The organism is Stenotrophomonas sp. DDT-1 (assembly GCF_001580555.1).
GTDB lineage: Bacteria > Pseudomonadota > Gammaproteobacteria > Xanthomonadales > Xanthomonadaceae > Stenotrophomonas > Stenotrophomonas sepilia.
The window spans coordinates 1-17,264 of record NZ_LEKR01000036.1 but is presented as its reverse complement, the minus strand read 5'-3'; the positions used below and the strand labels follow the sequence as shown (position 1 = coordinate 17,264).

Below are 17,264 nucleotides of genomic sequence, written 5' to 3'. Positions count from 1 at the left end.
TGCAGCAGCCGGCCAGCGGCCGGCACGACCGGGTATGCTCTTGCTGGCACACCCACCCGGATCCACCGATGAGCGACACCCCCCGCATCGCCTTCCTGGCCAGCGCCACCGAACCTGCACAGATGGCCCGCGCCGCGATGGTCTCGCGCTATGGCGATCACGCGCCGGAGCAGGCCGACGTGCTGTGTCCGCTGGGCGGCGACGGCTTCATGCTGCAGACCCTGCATCGGCACGGGCACCTGGGCAAGCCGGTGTTCGGCATGAAGCTGGGCACCGTCGGCTTCCTGATGAACCAGTACCGTGGCGACGACGACGTGCAGGCCCGCATTGCCCGTGCTGAACCGGCCAACCTGCGCCCGCTGGAAATGGTGGCGCTGACCGAGTCGGGCACCAGTGCCGGTTCGCTGGCCTACAACGATGTGTCGCTGCTGCGCCAGACCCGGCAGGCCGCGCATATCGGCATCGACCTCAACGGCCAGGAGCGCGTGGCCGAGCTGATCGGCGACGGCGTGCTGGTGGCCACACCGGCAGGCAGCACCGCCTACAACTATTCCGCGCACGGTCCGGTGCTGCCGCTGGGGTCGCACACCATCGCGCTGACGCCCTTGGCCCCGTACCGGCCGCGTCGTTGGCGCGGGGCGATTCTCAAGGCCGACACCGAGGTGCGTTTCCGCGTGCTGGATCCCTACAAGCGCCCGGTCAGCGTCACTGCGGATTCGCACGAGACCCGCGACGTGGTCGAGGTGACCATCCGCGAGTCGAAGGACCGCCGCGTAACCCTGCTGTTCGACCCGGAGCACAACCTGGAAGACCGGATCCTGAGCGAACAGTTCGTTTTTTGAGGACAATGGGCGGCCGGCCCCGCCGACCGCTTGAAGGACCCCCACCGATGGGCGACAACTCCCCCCGTTTGCTGACCGTCGCGGTCACCTCGCGCGCGCTGTTCGACCTCGAGGAAAGCCATGCGCTGTTCGAGAGCGATGGCGTGGCGGCCTATGCCGAGTTCCAGCGCCAGCATGAGGACGACATCCTCGGCCCCGGCGTGGCCTTTCCCGTGGTGCGCAAGCTGCTGGCACTGAACCAGGGCGCCAGCCCGGAGAACCCGCGGGTCGAGGTGATCCTGCTGTCGCGCAACTCGGCCGATACCGGCCTGCGCATCTTCAACTCGATCCAGCATTACGGCCTGGGCATCATCCGTGCGACCTTTACCGCCGGTGAGCCGACCTGGCCGTACGTGAAGCCGTTCGGTACCGACCTGTTCCTGTCGGCCAACCCCGAATCGGTGCGCAGCGCGCTGCGCCATGGCATCGCCGCAGCGACCATCCTGCCCAAGCCACCGGGTGAGACCGCGGCCGCAGCGGCAGACCAGATCGACATCGGCCGCCCTGCCGGGCAGCTGCGCATCGCCTTCGATGGTGACGCCGTGATCTTCGGTGACGAGAGTGAACGCATTTCGCGCGAGCAGGGCGTGGAAGCCTTTGGCCGCCACGAGCGCGAGCGGGCCCGCGAGCCGCTCAGTGGCGGGCCGTTCCGTGGCTTCCTGTCGGCCTTGCACACGCTGCAGGAAGTGTTCCCGGCTGGCGACAGCGCGCCGATCCGTACCGCACTGGTGACCGCGCGGTCGGCCCCGGCGCACGAGCGGGTGATCCGTACCCTGCGCGAGTGGGGCGTGCGCCTGGACGAAGCACTGTTCCTCGGCGGCCGGCACAAGGGGCCGTTCCTGCAGGCCTTCGGTGCCGACATCTTCTTCGATGATTCGCAGCACAACATCGACAGCGCCCGCGAGCATGTGGCTGCCGGCCACGTACCGCACGGCGTCGCCAACGAGGGATAGGGCGGATTCGACCGGTAGGTGCCAACCTTGGTTGGCGCTGCCGTCAGGCCACGGGTCCGATCAAGGGCTGCCCGACATCCCCAGCTGCAGGTCCACCACTTTCCAGCGCAGGCCCTGCGGCTCCAGCACCACCTTCATCGGTGGCTGGCCGGGGCCGCGATCCACATCGATCACGAAGCGATCGAACGCCTCGAAATGGTGCTCGGCGTGCTTCAACGGTCGCGCGGGTTCGGTCGGGCCGAAGGCATCGCCGCCCTGCAGTTCATTGCGGCCACGCTTCCACAGCACGTGGCCCTGCAGCATCGCGCCGATCCCGGTCGGGGTCACCATGGTTTCCACCGCGGCCCCCCCGAGCTGATCGCCCAGGCCGTAGAGCAGGGCTCCGAACGGGCTGGCCGCCACGTCCGGGCCCGCCTGGCGCACCAGGTAATCATTGAGCTGCGCACGCAGGCTGCTGCGCACGCGCGGGAAATCGACGTAACGCTCCAGGCGCGCGGTGTCGCGCTGTTCGATGGCCTTGGACAAGCCATTGACAGTCAGGTACGGGCCGCCGAACCACCAGGCCGCCAAGGCCAGGACCAGCAGCACAAGCAGTGCGGTGAGCTTCTTCATGCCGGACAGACTGCCGCAACGGCGGCAGTGCCGGGTGAAGACTCACTGACTGGGCGAACCACGGCCATCACCGAAGGCATCGACCAGCTGTTGCCGTTCCGCCGGGCTCAGCGCCTCCACGCGCGTTGCCAAGACCTCGTCCAGGCTGCGGATGCGGGTGGTGCCGAGGATGCCGCTGGCCACACCGGGATGCCCCAATGCGTAGGCGAAGGCGGTCTGGGCCGGACGCTGGCTGTGGATCGTGGCCACTGCCCGGCGCATCTGGCGGGCACTGCGCATCAGCTGGCGGCTGCTGGGTTTCAGCCAGGCGCGCGCCAGGTACCAGCCATCGGCCAGCCGTGGCAGGCGCGGGCGTGCGGGCAGCAGGTGGCCCTGCGCCAGCACGGTGCCGGCCAGCACGCCGATGCCCACTGCCTGCAGCTGATCGATAAGCGGTTCGCGGTCCTGCTGCAGGGCGTTGTAGTCCAGCAGCACCACATCGAAGGCATCTGGATGGGCGATCATCCAGCGCAGGGTCGAGGCCGAGTGGGTGTTGATGCCGGTGTATCGGATCAACCCACGTTCGCGCAGGCGCTGCAGTGCCGCCAGCAGGTCGTCACTGATGTCGTGTTCGCTGGCGCCATGCAGCTGGTAGACATCAAGATGGTCCAGGCCGAGGTTGCGCAGCGACGCCTCGCAGCTGGCGGTGATGGCCGCGGGCGAGAAATTGCGTTGCTCGGCGCCGCTGATGCCGGCCTGGCCGGTCAGCGTGCCGCCCTTGCTTGAGATCACCAGTGAATCGCGCGGGTACTGCTTCAGCAACGGGCGCAGGATGCGGCCCAGGCGCGGCTCGGCATGGAAGCCGGAATAGTTGTGACCGGTATCGAGCAGGTTCACCCCGTGGGCAAGCGCATGCTCGACCACGGCAGCTGCCTCATGCTCGGGGAAGCGGCGATGACCCCAGAAGCCGGAGCAGCCTAACCCGATCGGTGAAACGGCCAGGCCGGTGCGGCCGAGCACGCGCCGCTGGCGGGCCAGCGGAAGATTCTGCGACATCAGAATTCCAGGTCCAGCGCAGCGCACAGGTAGTCGACGAACGGGCCGAGCGCGGCCAGGTCCTTGCCCAGCGTGGACAGCAGGCGTGGGCCGGTCATGGTGGCGTCGTCCAGCGAGCGCCACATCACCCAGTTGCGGTGCTTGAGGTCGTCGATGAACTCGAAGTCGGCCGGGAAGCCACGCGGGGGCCGAACCAGCTTCTCGCTCTCCTCGAAATCGAAGCGCTTGCGCAGGGCCGGCGCATGCGCGGCGGCCTTCCAGCTGCCCGGGTTGTCGAGGATGAAGTGGCGCACGCGGCGCTGGGTTTCCGGTTCCGGATGCCACAGGCCGGCGCCGACAAAGCTCTCGCCGGGTTGCAGGTGCACATAGAAGGACGGCGCGGCCACCTCTCGGCGGCGCTCATGGAACAGGCGCGCACCCTGCCAGGTCTTGTACGGCGACTTGTCGTTGGAAAAGCGCGCGTCACGGTGGATGCGGAACAGGGAGCCGCCGACGCCGCGGGTATCGGCGCGGAAGTGCTCGCTGACCTCGGCCAATGCCGGCTGCAGGTCGCCCAGCAGGCGCAGGAACGGCTGCCGGACGTGGTCTTCATACTGCTGGCGGTGGTCGTTGAACCAGGTCTTGTCGTTGTGCCGCGCCAGGCTGCGCAGGAACTTGAAGCTGGCATCCGAGAAATAGGTACTCACAAGGTCTCCTGCAGGTGCTGGCCCCAGTCGCGCAGCGATTGCAGCAGGGCCTGGCGCCGCGCGTCGTCGGGCGACTCGGCGGCCAGCGCATCGAGCTGTTGCTGGTACTGGGGCAGGTTGAGTTCGCCCAGGCCGCCGTCGCCGAGCAGGCGCTGGCGCCGGTAATCCTGCCAGCGCTGGCGTTCAGCCGGCGCGAGGCTGTCGGGATGATTGCGCGCACGGTAGCGGAACAGCAGCTCCGGCAGGCGCGGGTCGCGGAAGCGGCCTTCCAGCGCGGCCAGCTGCTCCGGCGCGGTGGTGCGTGCCAGCGCCAGCAGCGGCTTGTCGCCATTGCCGAGGAAGCCGTCATACAGCGAGGCATCGACATCGGCCACGGTCGCGACGCGGGGCTGGTTGTAGACCTGGCGTGCCTTCTCGGCCAGCTGTGGAGCGAACGCGCGCAGCCGTTCCACCTTGGCTTCGATCGCGGCCACGTCCAGGCCGAGGCGCGCATGGTCATCGGCGCGCAGGTGGTTCCATGCGATCAGTGCCGGCACCTTGTTCAGGTGTACTTCCTTCAGCGGCACGCGTGCCACGCCTTCGGGCAGCTCGCTGGCCCGCATGTACAGGCGCTGTGCGATCACCTCGGCCGGCAGGTCGAGCAGGTCGTCGATCTCGCCCTCCAGGTCGAACACGATCACCCGGTTGTTGATGGTCGGGTGCACGGCCAAGGGCAGAACCGGTGCGGCGCACAGGCGGCTGGCAGGGTAGCGCATGGAAATGTGCAGAACCGGCTTCATCGCCGCCACGTCCAGCAGGCCGCCGACGAAGCGCTTGTCGCGCAGCTTCAGTGCGTACTCCCACAGGCGCGGCTGCGACTGCTTGAACAGCCGTGCCATGCCGATGGTGGCGCGCACGTCTGACAGCGCTTCGTGCGCATCGCCTTCGCGCACATTGTTGGCCTCGGCCAGGTGCTCGAGCTTGAACGAGGTGGCGCCGTCCTCGCGCAGCGGCCACCGGATGCCGTCCGGGCGCATCGCGCGCATCAGCCGCAGCATGTCCAGCAGGTCCCAGCGCGAATTGCCGTTGCGCCACTCGCGTTCGTAGGGATCGTGGAAGTTGCGGAACAACCCGTAGCGGACGAACTCATCGTCGAAGCGCAGCGTGTTGTAGCCCAGCGCGCAGGTGCCGGATCGCGACATCAGTTCGTTGATGCGGTCGAAGGCTTCGGCCTCGCTGATGCCCTCGGCCAGGGCCTGCTGCGGGGTGATGCCGGTGACCAGGGTGGCCATCGGCGAGGGCAGCAGGTCATCGGCCGGGCGCACGAAGAAGCTGACCGGCGTGTCGATCTCGTTGAGGTCGGCATCGGTGCGGATCGCGGCGAACTGCGAGATGCGGGTGCGCCGCGGGTCCTGGCCGAAGGTTTCCAGGTCGTAGAACAGGAAGCTGTCGGCCATCAGTGCGCGCCCTCCAGGACCGGCAACTGTGCGTGGATCTGCGCTTCCAGTGCGGCCCAGTCGATGTTGTCCAGTGAATCGTGACCGGTGGTGGCTGCAACCAGCAGGTCGCGCTGCAGTTCGGTGCGGCGCAGCGCCTCGGCGTAGGGCGTGTGCAGGAAGGTGACCATCGTGTAATGCGGCACGAAGCGGGTCGGCCAGCGCCGCTGCAGTTCCTGCTCCAGCTCGCGTTGCAGCAGGAATGCAGGGTCGGCCACGCGGTCGCGCATCTCCAGGTAGTTCTCAAGCGCCATCTGCTGGATGGCACGTGCATTCGGTTTGCGTTCGGCCTCGAACGCGGCGAACGCACCTTCCAGATCATCCGCTTCCATCAGATGGCGGGCCAGAGCCACGCAATCCTCGAACGCGCAGTTCATGCCCTGGCCGTGGAACGGCACCATTGCATGCGCGGCGTCGCCGATCAGTACGGCGCGGCCCTGCTGGTGCCAGCGCTCAAGGGTGAGCGTGCCGAGCAGGCCCGGCGGGTGCTGTTCCCAGTCCACGCGCAGGTTCGGGATCAACGGCAGCGCGTCGGCGAACTCGCGTGCGAACAGGGCCTCGGCCTGCGCACCGGTATTGACCGTGGCGAAGCTGGGATCGCCCTGGTTGGGCAGGAACAGGGTGACCGTGAAAGTGCCTTCGTGATTGGGCAACGCGATGCACATGTAGTGGCCGCGCGGCCAGATGTGCAGCGCATTGCGCTCGATGCGGAAGCCGCCATCGGCAGCCGGCGGGATCTCCAGTTCCTTGTACGAATGGTCAAGGAAGGCGATGTCCTCGCCCAGCGGCGCACGACGGTTCATCGCCGCGCGCAGTGCCGAGCCCGCGCCGTCGGCGCCGATCAGGGTGTCAAAGCGGATGTCGTGCGGGCTGTCGTCACGGTCATCGATGAAACGCGCGTAGCCCGCATCGAAATCCACGGTATGCAGGCGGCGATGGAAATGCACGGTGGCACCGGCCTGTTCGGCCAGTTCCAGCAGCGTGGTGTTCAGATCGCTGCGATGGATCGACCAGATCACCTCGCTGTCGTCGCGGCCATAGCGCTGCAGCTGCGGTTCGCCGTCGCGTGGATGCACCATGCGCCCGCGCATCATCACCGCGCGCGCCATCACCTCGTCTTCCACGCCGGCCTGGCGCAGTGCATTGCGCCCGCGCTCGGCCAACGCCAGGTTGATCGAACGACCGCTCTCGTAGTCGGCAATGCGGGGATCGCCACGGCGTTCGTACAGGGTGATGCGCCAGCCTTGCCGTGACAGCAGGATGGCCAGCAGGGACCCGGCAAGGCCGGCACCGATAATGCTCAACGAGCGGGAGGCGTGTGCGATCAACGAACTGTCCAGCAGCAGGGGAGGGGGCGGCTTACAGGCCGGCCCAGGCTTCCACTTCCTCGACGAAATGGTGCACGTCCAGGTAGCGGTTGTAGAGCGGGGTGGGCGAGATGCGGATCACGTCAGGCTCGCGCCAGTCTCCGAGCACGCCGATGCCGCGCAGGTGCTCGAACAGTGCACGGCCACGCTCGCGGCCACCGATCACGCGCAGCGACAACTGGCAGCCGCGGCGCTGCGGATCGGCCGGGGTAATGATGTCCAGCACCTGCGGCAGGCGTGCGCGGACCAGTGCTTCGAGCAGGCCGGTCAGCGCCAGCGATTTGCTGCGCAGCGCCTCCATGCCGGCACGCTCGAACAGGTCCAGCGAGGCACGCAGTGGTGCCAGGCCAAGGATCGGTGGATTGCTGAGCTGCCAGCCTTCGGCACCGATGGCGGGGGTGAACTGGGGCGCCATCTGGAAGCGGGTCGATTCCTCATGGCCCCACCAGCCGGCAAAGCGCGGCAGGGTGGTGTCGCGGTGGTGGCGCTCGTGCACGAACGCGCCGGCCACCGCGCCCGGGCCGCTGTTGAGGTATTTGTAGTGGCACCACACGGCGAAATCGGGCGCCACGTCATGCAGGCGCAGCGGCAGGTTGCCAACCGAGTGCGCCAGGTCGAAGCCGATGCGTGCGCCCTGCAGGCGTGCGGCGCGGGTGATCGCATCGAGGTCGAAGGCCTGGCCGGTGCGGTACTGCACGCCGGGCCACAGCACCAGCGCCAGGCGCGGGCCGTGCTCGGCGATGGCGCGTTCGATCGCGGCCAGCGAAATCGTGCCGTTGGCTTCGTCCGGCTGCACTTCCACCAGGCACGCGGCCGGGTCGAAACCATGGAAGCGGATCTGAGCTTCCACCGCGTGGCGGTCGGTCGGGAATGCGCCGGCTTCCATCAGGATCACCGGGCGCTGCGTGGTCGGCCGGTAGAAGCTGACCATCATCAGGTGCAGGTTCACGCTCAGCGTGTTCATCGCTACCACCTCGCTGGGCAGTGCGCCGACCAAACGGGCCAGCTGCGCGCTCACCAGGCGGTGGTACGACAGCCACTGCGTCGGGCCGGTGAAGTGGCCTTCCACCGCCAGTTCGCCCCATTGTTTCATCACTTCCTGCACCGCTGCCTGCGCACCGCGCGGCTGCAGGCCCAGCGAGTTGCCGACGAAGTAGGTCTGCTCGCCGCCACCATGGCGCGGAATCAGGAATTCGCCACGCAGCGGGCGCAGCGGATCGGCGGCGTCCAGGGCGATGGCGTGGGTGCGGCTGAGCAGGTCGGACATGGTCGGGCAACAGGCTGCAACGGGACCGCCAGTGTAGCGCCTGGCGACGTGCCTGCCTCCGAACCTGTAGCGCCGAGCCCATGCTCGGCTGCCGGGCCACGAAGCCGAGCATGGGCTCGGCTCTACAGGGGCAGGTGCTCAGCCCGCCGCCGGCACCGGCAGCGGATCCACGTGCCCGCACTGTCTGCAGGTACGCAGTTCCAGGCTGGCGTGGTAGTGCCCAAACACCTTGGGCAGGTCGGTCTCGATGTTCTGCAGCGGGAAATACTCTTCGTGCAGCTTGTGGTTGCAGCGCTCGCAGTGCCAGATCACGCCGTCCATCTCATGCGGCAGCCGCTTGCGCTCGACCACCAGGCCGATGCCCCCGGGCGGGCGCCGCGGCGAGTGCGGCACCTTCGCCGGCAACAGGAAGATCTCGCCGGCGCGGATCGGAATGTCGCGTACCGCGCCGTCCTCCTGCACCTTCAGCACCATCTCGCCTTCGAGCTGGTAGAACCACTCGGGGCCTTCGTCGTAGTGGTAGTCGGTACGCGAGTTCGGCCCGCCGACCACCATCACGATGAAATCGCCGTTGTCGATCATCTTGTTGCCCACCGGCGGCTTCAGCAGGTGGCGGTTCTCTTCGATCCAGGCGTGCAGGTTGATCGGCGAAGCGAGCATGGTGGTCATCCGTAGGGGATCAGTCGCGACGGCCCTTGCGCGGCACGAAGGACAGCGCCTTTTCATACGCCGGCTGCAGCTCTTCCAGCGAACCGACGTCGATGCCCATTTCACGCACGCGGCCGTCTTTCAGGCTGTAGACCCAGCCGTGCACCATCAGCTTCTGGCCGCGGGCCCAGGCATCCAGCACGATGGTCGAGCGGCAGAGGTTGGCGACCTGCTCGATCACGTTCAGCTCGCACAGCCGGGCGTGCTTGAGTTCGTCGTCTTCGATGGCGTCGAGGATGCCCTGGTGCTTCTGCACCACGTCACCGACATGGCGCAGCCAGTTGTCGGCCAGGCCGACGCGGGTGTTGTGCAGGCAGGCATGCACGCCGCCGCAGCCGTAGTGGCCGACGATCAGGATGTGCTTGACCTTCAGCTGGTCCACCGCGTACTGCACCACGCTCAGGCAGTTGAGGTCGGTGTGGGCGACCACGTTGGCGACGTTGCGATGCACGAACACTTCGCCCGGCGCCATGCCGATGATCTGGTTGGCCGGCACGCGCGAATCGGAGCAGCCGATCCACAGGTACTCCGGGTGCTGCTGCTTGGCCAGCTGGTGGAAGAAGTCGGGGTCCTCCTTCTCGATGCGGTCGGCCCAGTCACGGTTGTTCTGCAGCAGCTTGTGGATGTCTTTCATGTTCGGTCCCTGGCGTCGGGTGGGGGCGCACCGCAGCCATCCGGCTGCGACGTCGCGGGAATCTGGGGTGTTCAGCCGCTGCGGGCGGCCTGTTCGCGGTGCCAGCGCATCCACTGCGCCAACTCGGTGGAGGAAGGCGTGCCCAGCTGTTCCAGTTCGGCGATCACGGCGCGCTGGTTGGCGTCGGGATGGTTCTGGCTCAGCTTCAGCTTCAGCTGCACGTGTTCGACCTGGAAACGGAAGCCGACGATGGCACGCAGTTCCGGGCCATGTTCGGCGCGCGTGGCATCGAACTGCCAGGCCTGGCCGACACTGGCTTCGAAGTGATCGCTGATCGCGCCGACCAGTTCGGCCAGCGCACCGGCATCGTCGAAGGTGTGCAGCTGGCCACGCAGCTCGGCGGCGGCGTAGTTCCAGGTCGGCACCCGTGCGGCAGGCTCCTTGTCCGGATACCAGCTGGCCGAGACGTAGCCGTGTGGTCCGTCGACCAGCACCTTGGCCGCACCGCTGTGGCGCGACTGCGGGTTGGCGCGGGCCCAGTGCCCGCGCAGCTCGATGCGCTCGCCCTGGCGCCGGTACAGCATCGGCATCCGGGTCAGCTCCGGCAGGCCATCGCTGCCGGGGGTGAGCACGGTGACGAACGGATCGCGCGCCAGCAGGCGGTCCAGCCAGAGCAGGTCGGTCTCGGCGAAGGCGCGTGGAGTGAACATGCCTGGATCAGGCGCGCGCGCCCAGCGACTGGATCATGCGGCCGCGCAGGCCCTCGTCGTTGTCGGCCTGCGGCGGCTGCACTTCGTGCAGGCTGAAGCCGCGCACCAGCGCGTCTTCCTCGTCCAGGCCGTCATACTCGACGAATTCGGCGTCGAACAGCTGCGAACGGGCGGTGTCTTCGCTGTCATAGCTCAGCGTGTTGCCATCGCTGTCGAGCACCTCAGCGGTGCCGGCCGGGCGAACGCGCAGGCGCGCCCAGATCAGGGTGTTGCCGAGGCTGGCCAGCCACCAGCTGTCGCGCGAGGCAGAAATGTCATTCATGGGGGTTACCAGAGCGAGGCCAGCCAGAGCAGGGCAGCCATGCCCAGTCCGGCCAGCAGGGTCAGCAGCGATACCCAGGCCGGCGTCGCCAGCCCGGACAGCGAGCGGTCCGGCTGCTGGCGATAGTCGCGGCGCAGCAGCCAGGCCAGGGCATCGGGCTTGAGGAAGGCACCGCTGCCGAAGCGCTCGGCAAGCGCCGGATGGCGGTCGCGCACGTGCACCAGGGTCAGTGGCCAGAAGATCACGAAGGCACTGAACCCGGCCACTGCAACGCCGACGAAACACAGGGCGAAGAACAGGGTCATGGGGGCAGTACCTCCGTGGTCGTATGGGGCTTAGAAGTCCGCGCTGCCCGGGGCACGCGGGTAGGGGATCGCATCGCGGATGTTGGACAGCCCGCAGACGTACACCACCAGGCGTTCGAAGCCCAGGCCGAAGCCGGCGTGCGGCACCGAGCCATAGCGGCGGAAGTCGCGGTACCAGCTGTAGTGCTCACGATCCAGGCCGAACTGGGCCATGCGCGCGTCCAGCACGTCCAGGCGCTCCTCACGCTGGCTGCCACCGATGATCTCGCCGATGCCCGGGGCCAGCACGTCCATCGCGGCAACGGTCTTGCCGTCGTCGTTCAGGCGCATGTAGAAGGCCTTGATGTGCTCCGGATAGTTGGTCACCACCACCGGACGACCGACATGCTCCTCGGTCAGCCAGCGCTCGTGCTCGGTCTGCAGGTCTAGGCCCCATTCCACCGGGAAGTCGAACTTCCTGCCGGACTTCTGCAGCAGGCTGACCGCATCGGTGTAGTCGATGCGCTCGAACGGCGCGTTGATGAAGTCTTCCAGCTTGGTGATCGCGTTCTTGTCCACGCGCTCGGCGACGAAGGCCAGGTCGTCGCTGCGCTCGTTCAGCACGGCGCGGAACAGGTACTTCAGGAACTCTTCGGCCAGGCGTGCGTCTTCGGCCAGGTCGGCGAAGGCGATTTCCGGCTCGATCATCCAGAACTCCGCCAGATGGCGGGTGGTGTGGCTGTTCTCGGCGCGGAAGGTCGGGCCGAAGGTGTAGACCTTGCTCAGCGCCAGGCAGTAGGCCTCGACGTTCAGCTGGCCGGACACGGTCAGGAACGTTTCCTTGCCGAAGAAGTCGCGGCTGAAATCGATCGCGCCCTTCTCGTCACGCGGCAGGTTCACCATGTCCAGGGTGGACACGCGGAACATCTGGCCGGCGCCTTCGGCGTCGGAGGTGGTGATGATCGGGGTGCTGATCCAGTTGAAGCCGTTCTCGTGGAAGAAGCGGTGCACGGCCTGGGCCAGGCAGTTGCGGATGCGGGTGACTGCGCCGAACAGGTTGGTGCGTGGGCGCAGGTGCGCCACTTCGCGCAGGAACTCCGGCGACATCGGCTTGGGCTGGATCGGGTAGGTGAGCGGGTCTTCGACCCAGCCGACCACTTCCAGGGCGCTGGCCTGGATCTCGAACGACTGGCCCTTGCCCTGCGACTTCACCAGGGTGCCGGTGGCGATGACCGAGCAGCCGCTGGTCAGGCGCTTGATCTCGTCGAAGTTGCCCAGGCTGTCGTTGGCCACCACCTGGATCGGGGCGAAGCAGGAGCCGTCGCTCACATTCACGAAGGCCAGATTCGCTGAACCGCGCACCGTGCGCACCCATCCGCGTACCGTGACTTCGCCGCCTTCCGGGATCTTCCCGGCAAGCGCATGTTCAACGCTGACCACCGTCATGACTTGAATCCTCTGCTGATCGACTCGATCTGTGAACACGGGAGTTTACCGGTTGCAGCGTTCTGCTTGCGAGGCATTTTTCGCGGCAACGGCTCCTTATAATGTCCCCGTATCTCTGGAGTAGCCCCATGGCCGTCAGCCTGACCCCCATTGCCTTCGAACGCGTGCAGCGCTTTGTCGCCCAGACCCCCGGTGCGCTGGGCCTGCGTTTCGGCGTGACCAGGACCGGCTGCTCCGGCTGGGGCCACATCACCGAACTGGCCCGCGATGAGCGCGAGGGCGATACCGTGTTCGAGCAGGACGGCGTGAAGATCTATGTCGACGCCAAGAGCCTGGCGCTGGTGGACGGCACCGTGATCGACTTCGGCAAGCACGGCCTGAGCGAGACCTTCACGTTCAGCAACCCGAACGCCACCGCCGAGTGTGGCTGCGGCGAGAGCTTCACCACCGACGCCGACAAGGCCTGACGGCCCGGCGGGACCTGATCGTTCTGGTAGGGCCCAACCCGGGTTGGGCGCTCGCCCCCGGTTCAGGGTGCCAGGTGGCCCATCGGTTGCCCGGCCGCCTCATCTGCGCCATAATGCGCGGCTTCCTGCCTTCCTGGCGGGAATCCTTGCCCCACCGCGGTCTCAACGGCGGGGGGCTGTCCGGCCGCGAGGCCACATCCGAAAGGTAGAAAAAACATGAGTCGTCATTACGAAATCGTGTTCATGGTCCACCCGGACCAGAGCGAGCAGGTCCCGGCCATGATCGAGCGCTACAAGTCGCTGGTCGAGAACGGCAACGGCACCATCCACCGTCTGGAAGACTGGGGCCGCCGCCAGCTGGCGTACCCGATCCAGAACCTGGTGAAGGCCCACTACGTGCTGATGAACATCGAAGCCGACCAGGCCGTTCTGAACGAACTGACCGAGAGCTTCCGCTTCAACGACGCCGTGCTGCGCAACCTGGTCATCAAGCGTGACGAGGCTGACACCGAGCAGTCGCTGATCATGAAGAGCAAGGACGAGAAGGGTGACAAGCCGGAGCGCGGTGAGCGCCGTCGTCGTGACGACGAAGAAGGCGAGTCCAACACCACCGCTGACAACGAAGCCGGCGACGACGCCGCTTCCGCCGCCTAAGGAGCCTTCCCATGTCCAAGTTCTTCCGTCGCCGCAAGTTCTGCAAGTTCACTGCTGAAGGTGTGAAGGAGATCGACTACAAGGATCTCAACACCCTGCGCCAGTACCTGACCGAGAACGGCAAGATCGTGCCGAGCCGCGTCACCGGTACCAAGTCGAAGTACCAGCGCCAGCTGGCGACCGCCGTCAAGCGCGCTCGCTTCCTGGCCCTGATCCCGTACACCGACAACCACGACGTCTGATGCAGGCGGGGCGGCCCGACGCCGCCCCCGCTGTGCCAGCTATTCGGACAGCCTTTGTTGCGGGGCATCGCCTCGCTAACGAATAACTTATCTGGAGCAATACCATGCAGCTGATCCTCCTGCAGAAAGTCACTAACCTCGGCAACCTGGGCGACCTGGTTGATGTGAAGCCGGGCTACGGCCGCAACTTCCTCGTGCCGCAGGGCAAGGCCGTTCCGGCCACCGAGAGCAACAAGGCCGAGTTCGAAGCCAAGCGTGCCGAATACGAAGCCAAGGCCCAGGCCATCCACGCCGACGCTGAAGGCCGCAAGGCCAAGCTGGAAGGCGCGAGCGTGACCATCGCCGCCAACGCTTCGACCGAAGGCAAGCTGTACGGCTCGGTTGGCCCGCGCGACATCGCCGAGGCCTTCACCGCCGCCGGCCTGCCGCTGGAAAAGAGCGAAGTCATCCTGGGCGAAGGCGCCTTCCGCAACATTGGCGAGTACGACGTGCTGATCCACCTGCACGCCGACGTCGAGACCACCGTCAAGGTTGTCGTCGTTGCCGAAGCCTGATCCCACGCCGCAAGGCCTGGCATCACCGCAGAACGGGCGCCCGCAAGGGTGCCCGTTTTGTTTTGGGCGATCGTCGGATATGTGGAGTCGAGCCATGCTTGACTTGCCGTCCGTCCTGCACCACTGCTTGCTAGACAGCCTCACCCAGAAAGTAGCGTTCGAAATCTGCAAGCGCATTGGCAACGTCCGTCCGTAGTTGATCGAGTTGCAGAAGTTCTCCTGCGCGATGCGCCCGTTCGATCATCATGCCGATACAGGTCGCCATATCTGCAGATACAACGGACACGAGGACGTTCCTGTCGACGGTTTTCCAAGGCTGGCAGGCGTAGACCATATCCATGGTCAGCAGCTGCCTTTTGAGAAACAGCATCAAGCGGTCTGGTCCATCCGGTTCGAATGTCCAGATCGTCCCGGAGACCCGAAGAACGATTCCGAATTTGGTGATGGATCGAAGATAGTTCCCCTTCACATGACGCTCGAAGCAGATGTTCAGTTGTCTCTGGAGCGGGGCAAAAAGGGCGCCTGACGGCGGATCGCCATACTCGCTGCTGATCTGTATCTGCATGGGCAGCTCTCAAGTGGTCTGGATGACGAATCGACCGCAGTCCATCGAAGGTGAAGGAATGTTGCGATCAAGCAACAGATAACCCATTCCGCCGACCAGGATTCCTCGATGCGTCGGTGCTGCCCTATCAAGATCGAATTCATCGAACTGAAGGATGAATGCTTGGCCCTCTGATTCGTCATCCTGCAGCCAGCAAGGCCGTCCTCCAATTTGCGAAGTTCCCTGAAGTGCTTCGCGCTCATCCATTGCCGTCCCGGCGCAAATGCGGCGTGGTCCAATTGGCACACAGGGGGAGACTGTCGGTTCATGCCAGGGCCAGTGAGCAATTACGCGGCCACCATGGCTCATGGCTTCTTCGAATCTATCCCCGCCCGAGGTGACGTAAGGCGTGAAGACCGAAATGCTCAGCCCAGGCGCGATGTACAGTCCGGCGACGTGGCTTCGAATGAATGCGGCTGGAAAACTGGCCAGGTGAAGCAGTGCGTGTCCATGGATGCTGGTTGGCCAATGGGTACGGGCATCCAGCCAAGCGGTCCCGCCGAGCACGGGAGCGGTCATCGCGTCGTCGGCGGGGGTAAATAAAAGCGGTCGATGCATCCCCCCATCCTGCACGGCTTCTGATGTGCAGGGCTGTGAATCGGTCCAATAATCAATAAATATCAATGACTTGCGATTTGATCGGTGGCTTGGAAATCCGTCGCCCCAGGCGCAAAGCGACATCTGGACCCATTTCAAGCGCGCTCCGAGCCGGTCATCCCGCCCGTGGAACATTCGCGCCGTTATACTCATTCCATTGTGTCACCCTTGGCTTCATTGAATTCTTTTGAAATCAATGGCTTGAGGTGCTGGCTGACCTGACATCCACAATACGGACGCCCTCTGGGCGCCTGTTGGAACCCAATCACGCCATGCGTCTTTCCACGATCAAGCTGTCCGGCTTCAAGTCGTTCGTCGATCCGACCACCCTGCACCTGCCGACCAACATGACCGGCGTGGTGGGCCCCAATGGCTGCGGCAAGTCGAACATCATCGACGCCGTGCGCTGGGTCATGGGCGAGAGTTCGGCCAGCCGCCTGCGCGGCGACTCGCTGACCGACGTGATCTTTTCCGGTTCCAACGCCCGCAAGCCGGTCTCGCAGGCCACGGTCGAGCTGATCTTCGACAACTCCGACCACACGATCTCCGGCGAGTACGCCGCGTTCAACGAAATCTCGGTCAAGCGCACGGTCAGCCGCGACGGTACCAGCAACTACTACCTCAACGGCACCAAGTGCCGCCGCCGCGACATCACCGACCTGTTCCTCGGCACCGGCCTGGGGCCGCGCAGCTACTCGATCATCGAGCAGGGCATGATCAGCCAGATCATCGAGGCGCGCCCGGAAGACCTGCGCGTCTACCTGGAAGAGGCGGCCGGCATCTCCAAGTACAAGGAGCGCCGCAAGGAGACCGAGACCCGCATCCGCCACACCCGCGAGAACCTGGACCGGCTGGGCGACCTGCGCGACGAGATCAGCAAGCAGCTGGAGCACCTCAAGCGCCAGGCCAAGCAGGCCGAGCAGTACCAGGCCCTGCAGGAAGAGCGCCGGGTCAAGGATGCCGAGTGGAAGGCGCTGGAATTCCGCGGCCTCGACGGGCGCCTGTCGAAGCTGCGCGAAGGCCTGTCGCAGGAAGAGACCAAGCTGCAGCAGCTGATCGCCGACCAGCGCGACGCCGAGGCCCGCATCGAGACCTCGCGCGCGCGGCGCGAAGAGGCCGCCGACGCGCTGAACACCGCGCAGGCTGCGGTCTACCAGGTCGGCAGCACGCTGGCGCGCCTGGAGCAGCAGATCCAGCACCAGCGCGAGCTGTCGCAGCGCCTGCACAAGGCGCGCGATGAAACCCAGCAGGCCCTGGCCGAACTGGGCCAGCACATCAGCGGCGACGAGGCCAGACTGAGGGTGCTGCGCGAGGCGGTGGAGGCCGCCACTCCGCAGCTGGAAGAACTGCAGGAAGAAAACGAGATCAAGCAGGAAAGCCTGCGCGAGGCTGAAGAGCGGCTGGCCAGCTGGCAGCAACGCTGGGAACAGCACACCTCGCAGAGTTCGGAAGCCTCGCGCGCCGGCGATGTCGAGCGCACGCGCGTGGACTACCTGGACAAGCAGATCCTCGACGCCGACCGGCGTCGCGAGGCCTTGGCCGCCGAACGCGCAGGCCTGGACGTGGACGCGCTTGAAGAAGCCTTCGAGCAGCTGCACCTGCAGCACGACACGCAGAAGGCCGCGCTGGATGAATTGAGTGAAGACGTCGAGCTGCGCAAGCAGGGCGTGGCGGCGGTGCAGGAACAGCAGCGCAATGGCCAGAACGAACTGGCTGAACTGCGCAAGCAGGCCAACGGCCTGCGCGGTCGCCTGGCCTCGTTGGAA

General features: G+C 66.1%; 21 protein-coding genes. 7 read left to right on the top strand and 14 right to left on the bottom strand.

The genetic code is table 11. From position 1 onward, the window contains the following. The first annotated feature begins 68 nt into the window (after window positions 1-68). On the top strand, window positions 69-842 hold the full coding sequence (locus tag AB839_RS15770) for an NAD kinase (RefSeq protein ID WP_061480085.1): 774 nt from the start codon (window positions 69-71) through the stop codon (window positions 840-842). Between the two features lie 47 nt (window positions 843-889). Further along, entirely contained in the window at window positions 890-1,834 is a 945-nt protein-coding gene (locus AB839_RS15765) for a 5'-nucleotidase (RefSeq protein WP_061480084.1), read from the top strand. 60 nt (window positions 1,835-1,894) lie between these two features. Here the strand turns inward: AB839_RS15765 and AB839_RS15760 are convergent, their stop codons facing one another. From AB839_RS15760 to asnS, 12 genes are all read right to left on the bottom strand, one after another. Next, window positions 1,895-2,446 carry a DUF2939 domain-containing protein gene (locus AB839_RS15760; protein ID WP_061480083.1) on the bottom strand — a complete coding sequence of 184 codons (552 nt, stop codon included), beginning with the start codon at window positions 2,444-2,446 and terminating at the stop codon, window positions 1,895-1,897. A 42-nt stretch (window positions 2,447-2,488) separates the two neighbouring features. Beyond that, on the bottom strand, window positions 2,489-3,481 hold the full coding sequence (locus tag AB839_RS15755) for an aldo/keto reductase (protein WP_061480082.1): 993 nt from the start codon (window positions 3,479-3,481) through the stop codon (window positions 2,489-2,491). Further along, window positions 3,481-4,167 carry a DUF2461 domain-containing protein gene (locus AB839_RS15750; protein ID WP_053500718.1) on the bottom strand — a complete coding sequence of 229 codons (687 nt, stop codon included), beginning with the start codon at window positions 4,165-4,167 and terminating at the stop codon, window positions 3,481-3,483. The genes AB839_RS15755 and AB839_RS15750 overlap by 1 nt, the downstream gene beginning before the upstream one ends. Then, on the bottom strand, window positions 4,164-5,603 hold the full coding sequence (gene sbcB / locus AB839_RS15745; protein WP_061480081.1) for an exodeoxyribonuclease I: 1,440 nt from the start codon (window positions 5,601-5,603) through the stop codon (window positions 4,164-4,166). Before sbcB ends, AB839_RS15750 begins: the two co-directional genes overlap by 4 nt. Next, complete coding sequence (locus tag AB839_RS15740; RefSeq protein ID WP_061480080.1) at window positions 5,603-6,970, bottom strand: NAD(P)/FAD-dependent oxidoreductase; 1,368 nt, start codon at window positions 6,968-6,970, stop codon at window positions 5,603-5,605. Before AB839_RS15740 ends, sbcB begins: the two co-directional genes overlap by 1 nt. A gap of 31 nt (window positions 6,971-7,001) precedes the next feature. Further along, entirely contained in the window at window positions 7,002-8,276 is a 1,275-nt protein-coding gene (kynU, locus tag AB839_RS15735) for a kynureninase (RefSeq protein ID WP_061480079.1), read from the bottom strand. Between the two features lie 138 nt (window positions 8,277-8,414). Continuing rightward, window positions 8,415-8,936: a 3-hydroxyanthranilate 3,4-dioxygenase gene (locus tag AB839_RS15730; RefSeq protein WP_061480104.1), complete on the bottom strand. Its 522-nt coding sequence runs from the start codon at window positions 8,934-8,936 to the stop codon at window positions 8,415-8,417. A 19-nt stretch (window positions 8,937-8,955) separates the two neighbouring features. Beyond that, window positions 8,956-9,618 carry a carbonate dehydratase gene (can, locus tag AB839_RS15725; RefSeq protein ID WP_005417406.1) on the bottom strand — a complete coding sequence of 221 codons (663 nt, stop codon included), beginning with the start codon at window positions 9,616-9,618 and terminating at the stop codon, window positions 8,956-8,958. Window positions 9,619-9,689: 71 nt separating this feature from the next. Continuing rightward, entirely contained in the window at window positions 9,690-10,328 is a 639-nt protein-coding gene (locus AB839_RS15720; RefSeq protein WP_061480078.1) for an FMN-binding negative transcriptional regulator, read from the bottom strand. A gap of 7 nt (window positions 10,329-10,335) precedes the next feature. Next, window positions 10,336-10,650 (bottom strand): hypothetical protein, encoded by a 315-nt coding sequence (locus tag AB839_RS15715; protein ID WP_005417404.1) that lies wholly within the window; start codon window positions 10,648-10,650, stop codon window positions 10,336-10,338. A gap of 5 nt (window positions 10,651-10,655) precedes the next feature. Next, on the bottom strand, window positions 10,656-10,955 hold the full coding sequence (locus AB839_RS15710) for a hypothetical protein (RefSeq protein ID WP_005417403.1): 300 nt from the start codon (window positions 10,953-10,955) through the stop codon (window positions 10,656-10,658). Between the two features lie 30 nt (window positions 10,956-10,985). Next, the gene (gene asnS, locus AB839_RS15705; RefSeq protein ID WP_061480077.1) at window positions 10,986-12,380 is read right to left on the bottom strand and encodes an asparagine--tRNA ligase; all 1,395 of its coding nucleotides are present in this window, start codon (window positions 12,378-12,380) and stop codon (window positions 10,986-10,988) included. 128 nt (window positions 12,381-12,508) lie between these two features. Here asnS and AB839_RS15700 point away from each other — a divergent pair, with 128 nt between their 5' ends. From AB839_RS15700 to rplI, 4 genes are all read left to right on the top strand, one after another. Then, window positions 12,509-12,847, top strand: coding sequence for an iron-sulfur cluster assembly accessory protein (locus AB839_RS15700; protein ID WP_061480076.1), 339 nt, complete (start codon window positions 12,509-12,511; stop codon window positions 12,845-12,847). A gap of 216 nt (window positions 12,848-13,063) precedes the next feature. Continuing rightward, window positions 13,064-13,501 carry a 30S ribosomal protein S6 gene (gene rpsF / locus AB839_RS15695; RefSeq protein WP_005417400.1) on the top strand — a complete coding sequence of 146 codons (438 nt, stop codon included), beginning with the start codon at window positions 13,064-13,066 and terminating at the stop codon, window positions 13,499-13,501. A gap of 11 nt (window positions 13,502-13,512) precedes the next feature. Then, the gene (gene rpsR / locus AB839_RS15690) at window positions 13,513-13,743 is read left to right on the top strand and encodes a 30S ribosomal protein S18 (protein ID WP_002804494.1); all 231 of its coding nucleotides are present in this window, start codon (window positions 13,513-13,515) and stop codon (window positions 13,741-13,743) included. A gap of 104 nt (window positions 13,744-13,847) precedes the next feature. Continuing rightward, window positions 13,848-14,297 (top strand): 50S ribosomal protein L9, encoded by a 450-nt coding sequence (gene rplI / locus AB839_RS15685; RefSeq protein ID WP_021202733.1) that lies wholly within the window; start codon window positions 13,848-13,850, stop codon window positions 14,295-14,297. A 130-nt stretch (window positions 14,298-14,427) separates the two neighbouring features. Here rplI and AB839_RS15680 read toward each other — a convergent pair whose 3' ends face one another. Both AB839_RS15680 and AB839_RS21265 read right to left on the bottom strand, forming a co-directional pair. Continuing rightward, window positions 14,428-14,862 (bottom strand): hypothetical protein, encoded by a 435-nt coding sequence (locus AB839_RS15680; RefSeq protein WP_061480075.1) that lies wholly within the window; start codon window positions 14,860-14,862, stop codon window positions 14,428-14,430. Between the two features lie 9 nt (window positions 14,863-14,871). Continuing rightward, window positions 14,872-15,597, bottom strand: a complete 726-nt coding sequence (locus AB839_RS21265) for a DUF1963 domain-containing protein (protein WP_156476683.1) — start codon at window positions 15,595-15,597, stop codon at window positions 14,872-14,874. A 173-nt stretch (window positions 15,598-15,770) separates the two neighbouring features. On the opposite strand from AB839_RS21265, the gene AB839_RS15675 reads away from it, so the two are divergent. Next, the coding region (locus tag AB839_RS15675) for an AAA family ATPase (protein ID WP_156476681.1) at window positions 15,771-17,264 on the top strand (1,494 nt) is incomplete at its 3' end.

Coding starts and splice junctions, on each gene's coding strand:
- can (WP_005417406.1), bottom strand. CDS start 9,618: ATGAAAGACATCCACAAGCTGCTGCAGAACAACCGTGACTGGGCCGAC.
- AB839_RS15760 (WP_061480083.1), bottom strand. CDS start 2,446: ATGAAGAAGCTCACCGCACTGCTTGTGCTGCTGGTCCTGGCCTTGGCG.
- AB839_RS15715 (WP_005417404.1), bottom strand. CDS start 10,650: ATGAATGACATTTCTGCCTCGCGCGACAGCTGGTGGCTGGCCAGCCTC.
- sbcB (WP_061480081.1), bottom strand. CDS start 5,603: ATGGCCGACAGCTTCCTGTTCTACGACCTGGAAACCTTCGGCCAGGAC.
- AB839_RS15770 (WP_061480085.1), top strand. CDS start 69: ATGAGCGACACCCCCCGCATCGCCTTCCTGGCCAGCGCCACCGAACCT.
- AB839_RS15755 (WP_061480082.1), bottom strand. CDS start 3,481: ATGTCGCAGAATCTTCCGCTGGCCCGCCAGCGGCGCGTGCTCGGCCGC.
- rpsR (WP_002804494.1), top strand. CDS start 13,513: ATGTCCAAGTTCTTCCGTCGCCGCAAGTTCTGCAAGTTCACTGCTGAA.
- rplI (WP_021202733.1), top strand. CDS start 13,848: ATGCAGCTGATCCTCCTGCAGAAAGTCACTAACCTCGGCAACCTGGGC.
- AB839_RS15710 (WP_005417403.1), bottom strand. CDS start 10,955: ATGACCCTGTTCTTCGCCCTGTGTTTCGTCGGCGTTGCAGTGGCCGGG.
- rpsF (WP_005417400.1), top strand. CDS start 13,064: ATGAGTCGTCATTACGAAATCGTGTTCATGGTCCACCCGGACCAGAGC.
- asnS (WP_061480077.1), bottom strand. CDS start 12,380: ATGACGGTGGTCAGCGTTGAACATGCGCTTGCCGGGAAGATCCCGGAA.
- kynU (WP_061480079.1), bottom strand. CDS start 8,276: ATGTCCGACCTGCTCAGCCGCACCCACGCCATCGCCCTGGACGCCGCC.
- AB839_RS15700 (WP_061480076.1), top strand. CDS start 12,509: ATGGCCGTCAGCCTGACCCCCATTGCCTTCGAACGCGTGCAGCGCTTT.
- AB839_RS15765 (WP_061480084.1), top strand. CDS start 890: ATGGGCGACAACTCCCCCCGTTTGCTGACCGTCGCGGTCACCTCGCGC.
- AB839_RS15730 (WP_061480104.1), bottom strand. CDS start 8,936: ATGCTCGCTTCGCCGATCAACCTGCACGCCTGGATCGAAGAGAACCGC.
- AB839_RS15680 (WP_061480075.1), bottom strand. CDS start 14,862: ATGCAGATACAGATCAGCAGCGAGTATGGCGATCCGCCGTCAGGCGCC.
- AB839_RS15720 (WP_061480078.1), bottom strand. CDS start 10,328: ATGTTCACTCCACGCGCCTTCGCCGAGACCGACCTGCTCTGGCTGGAC.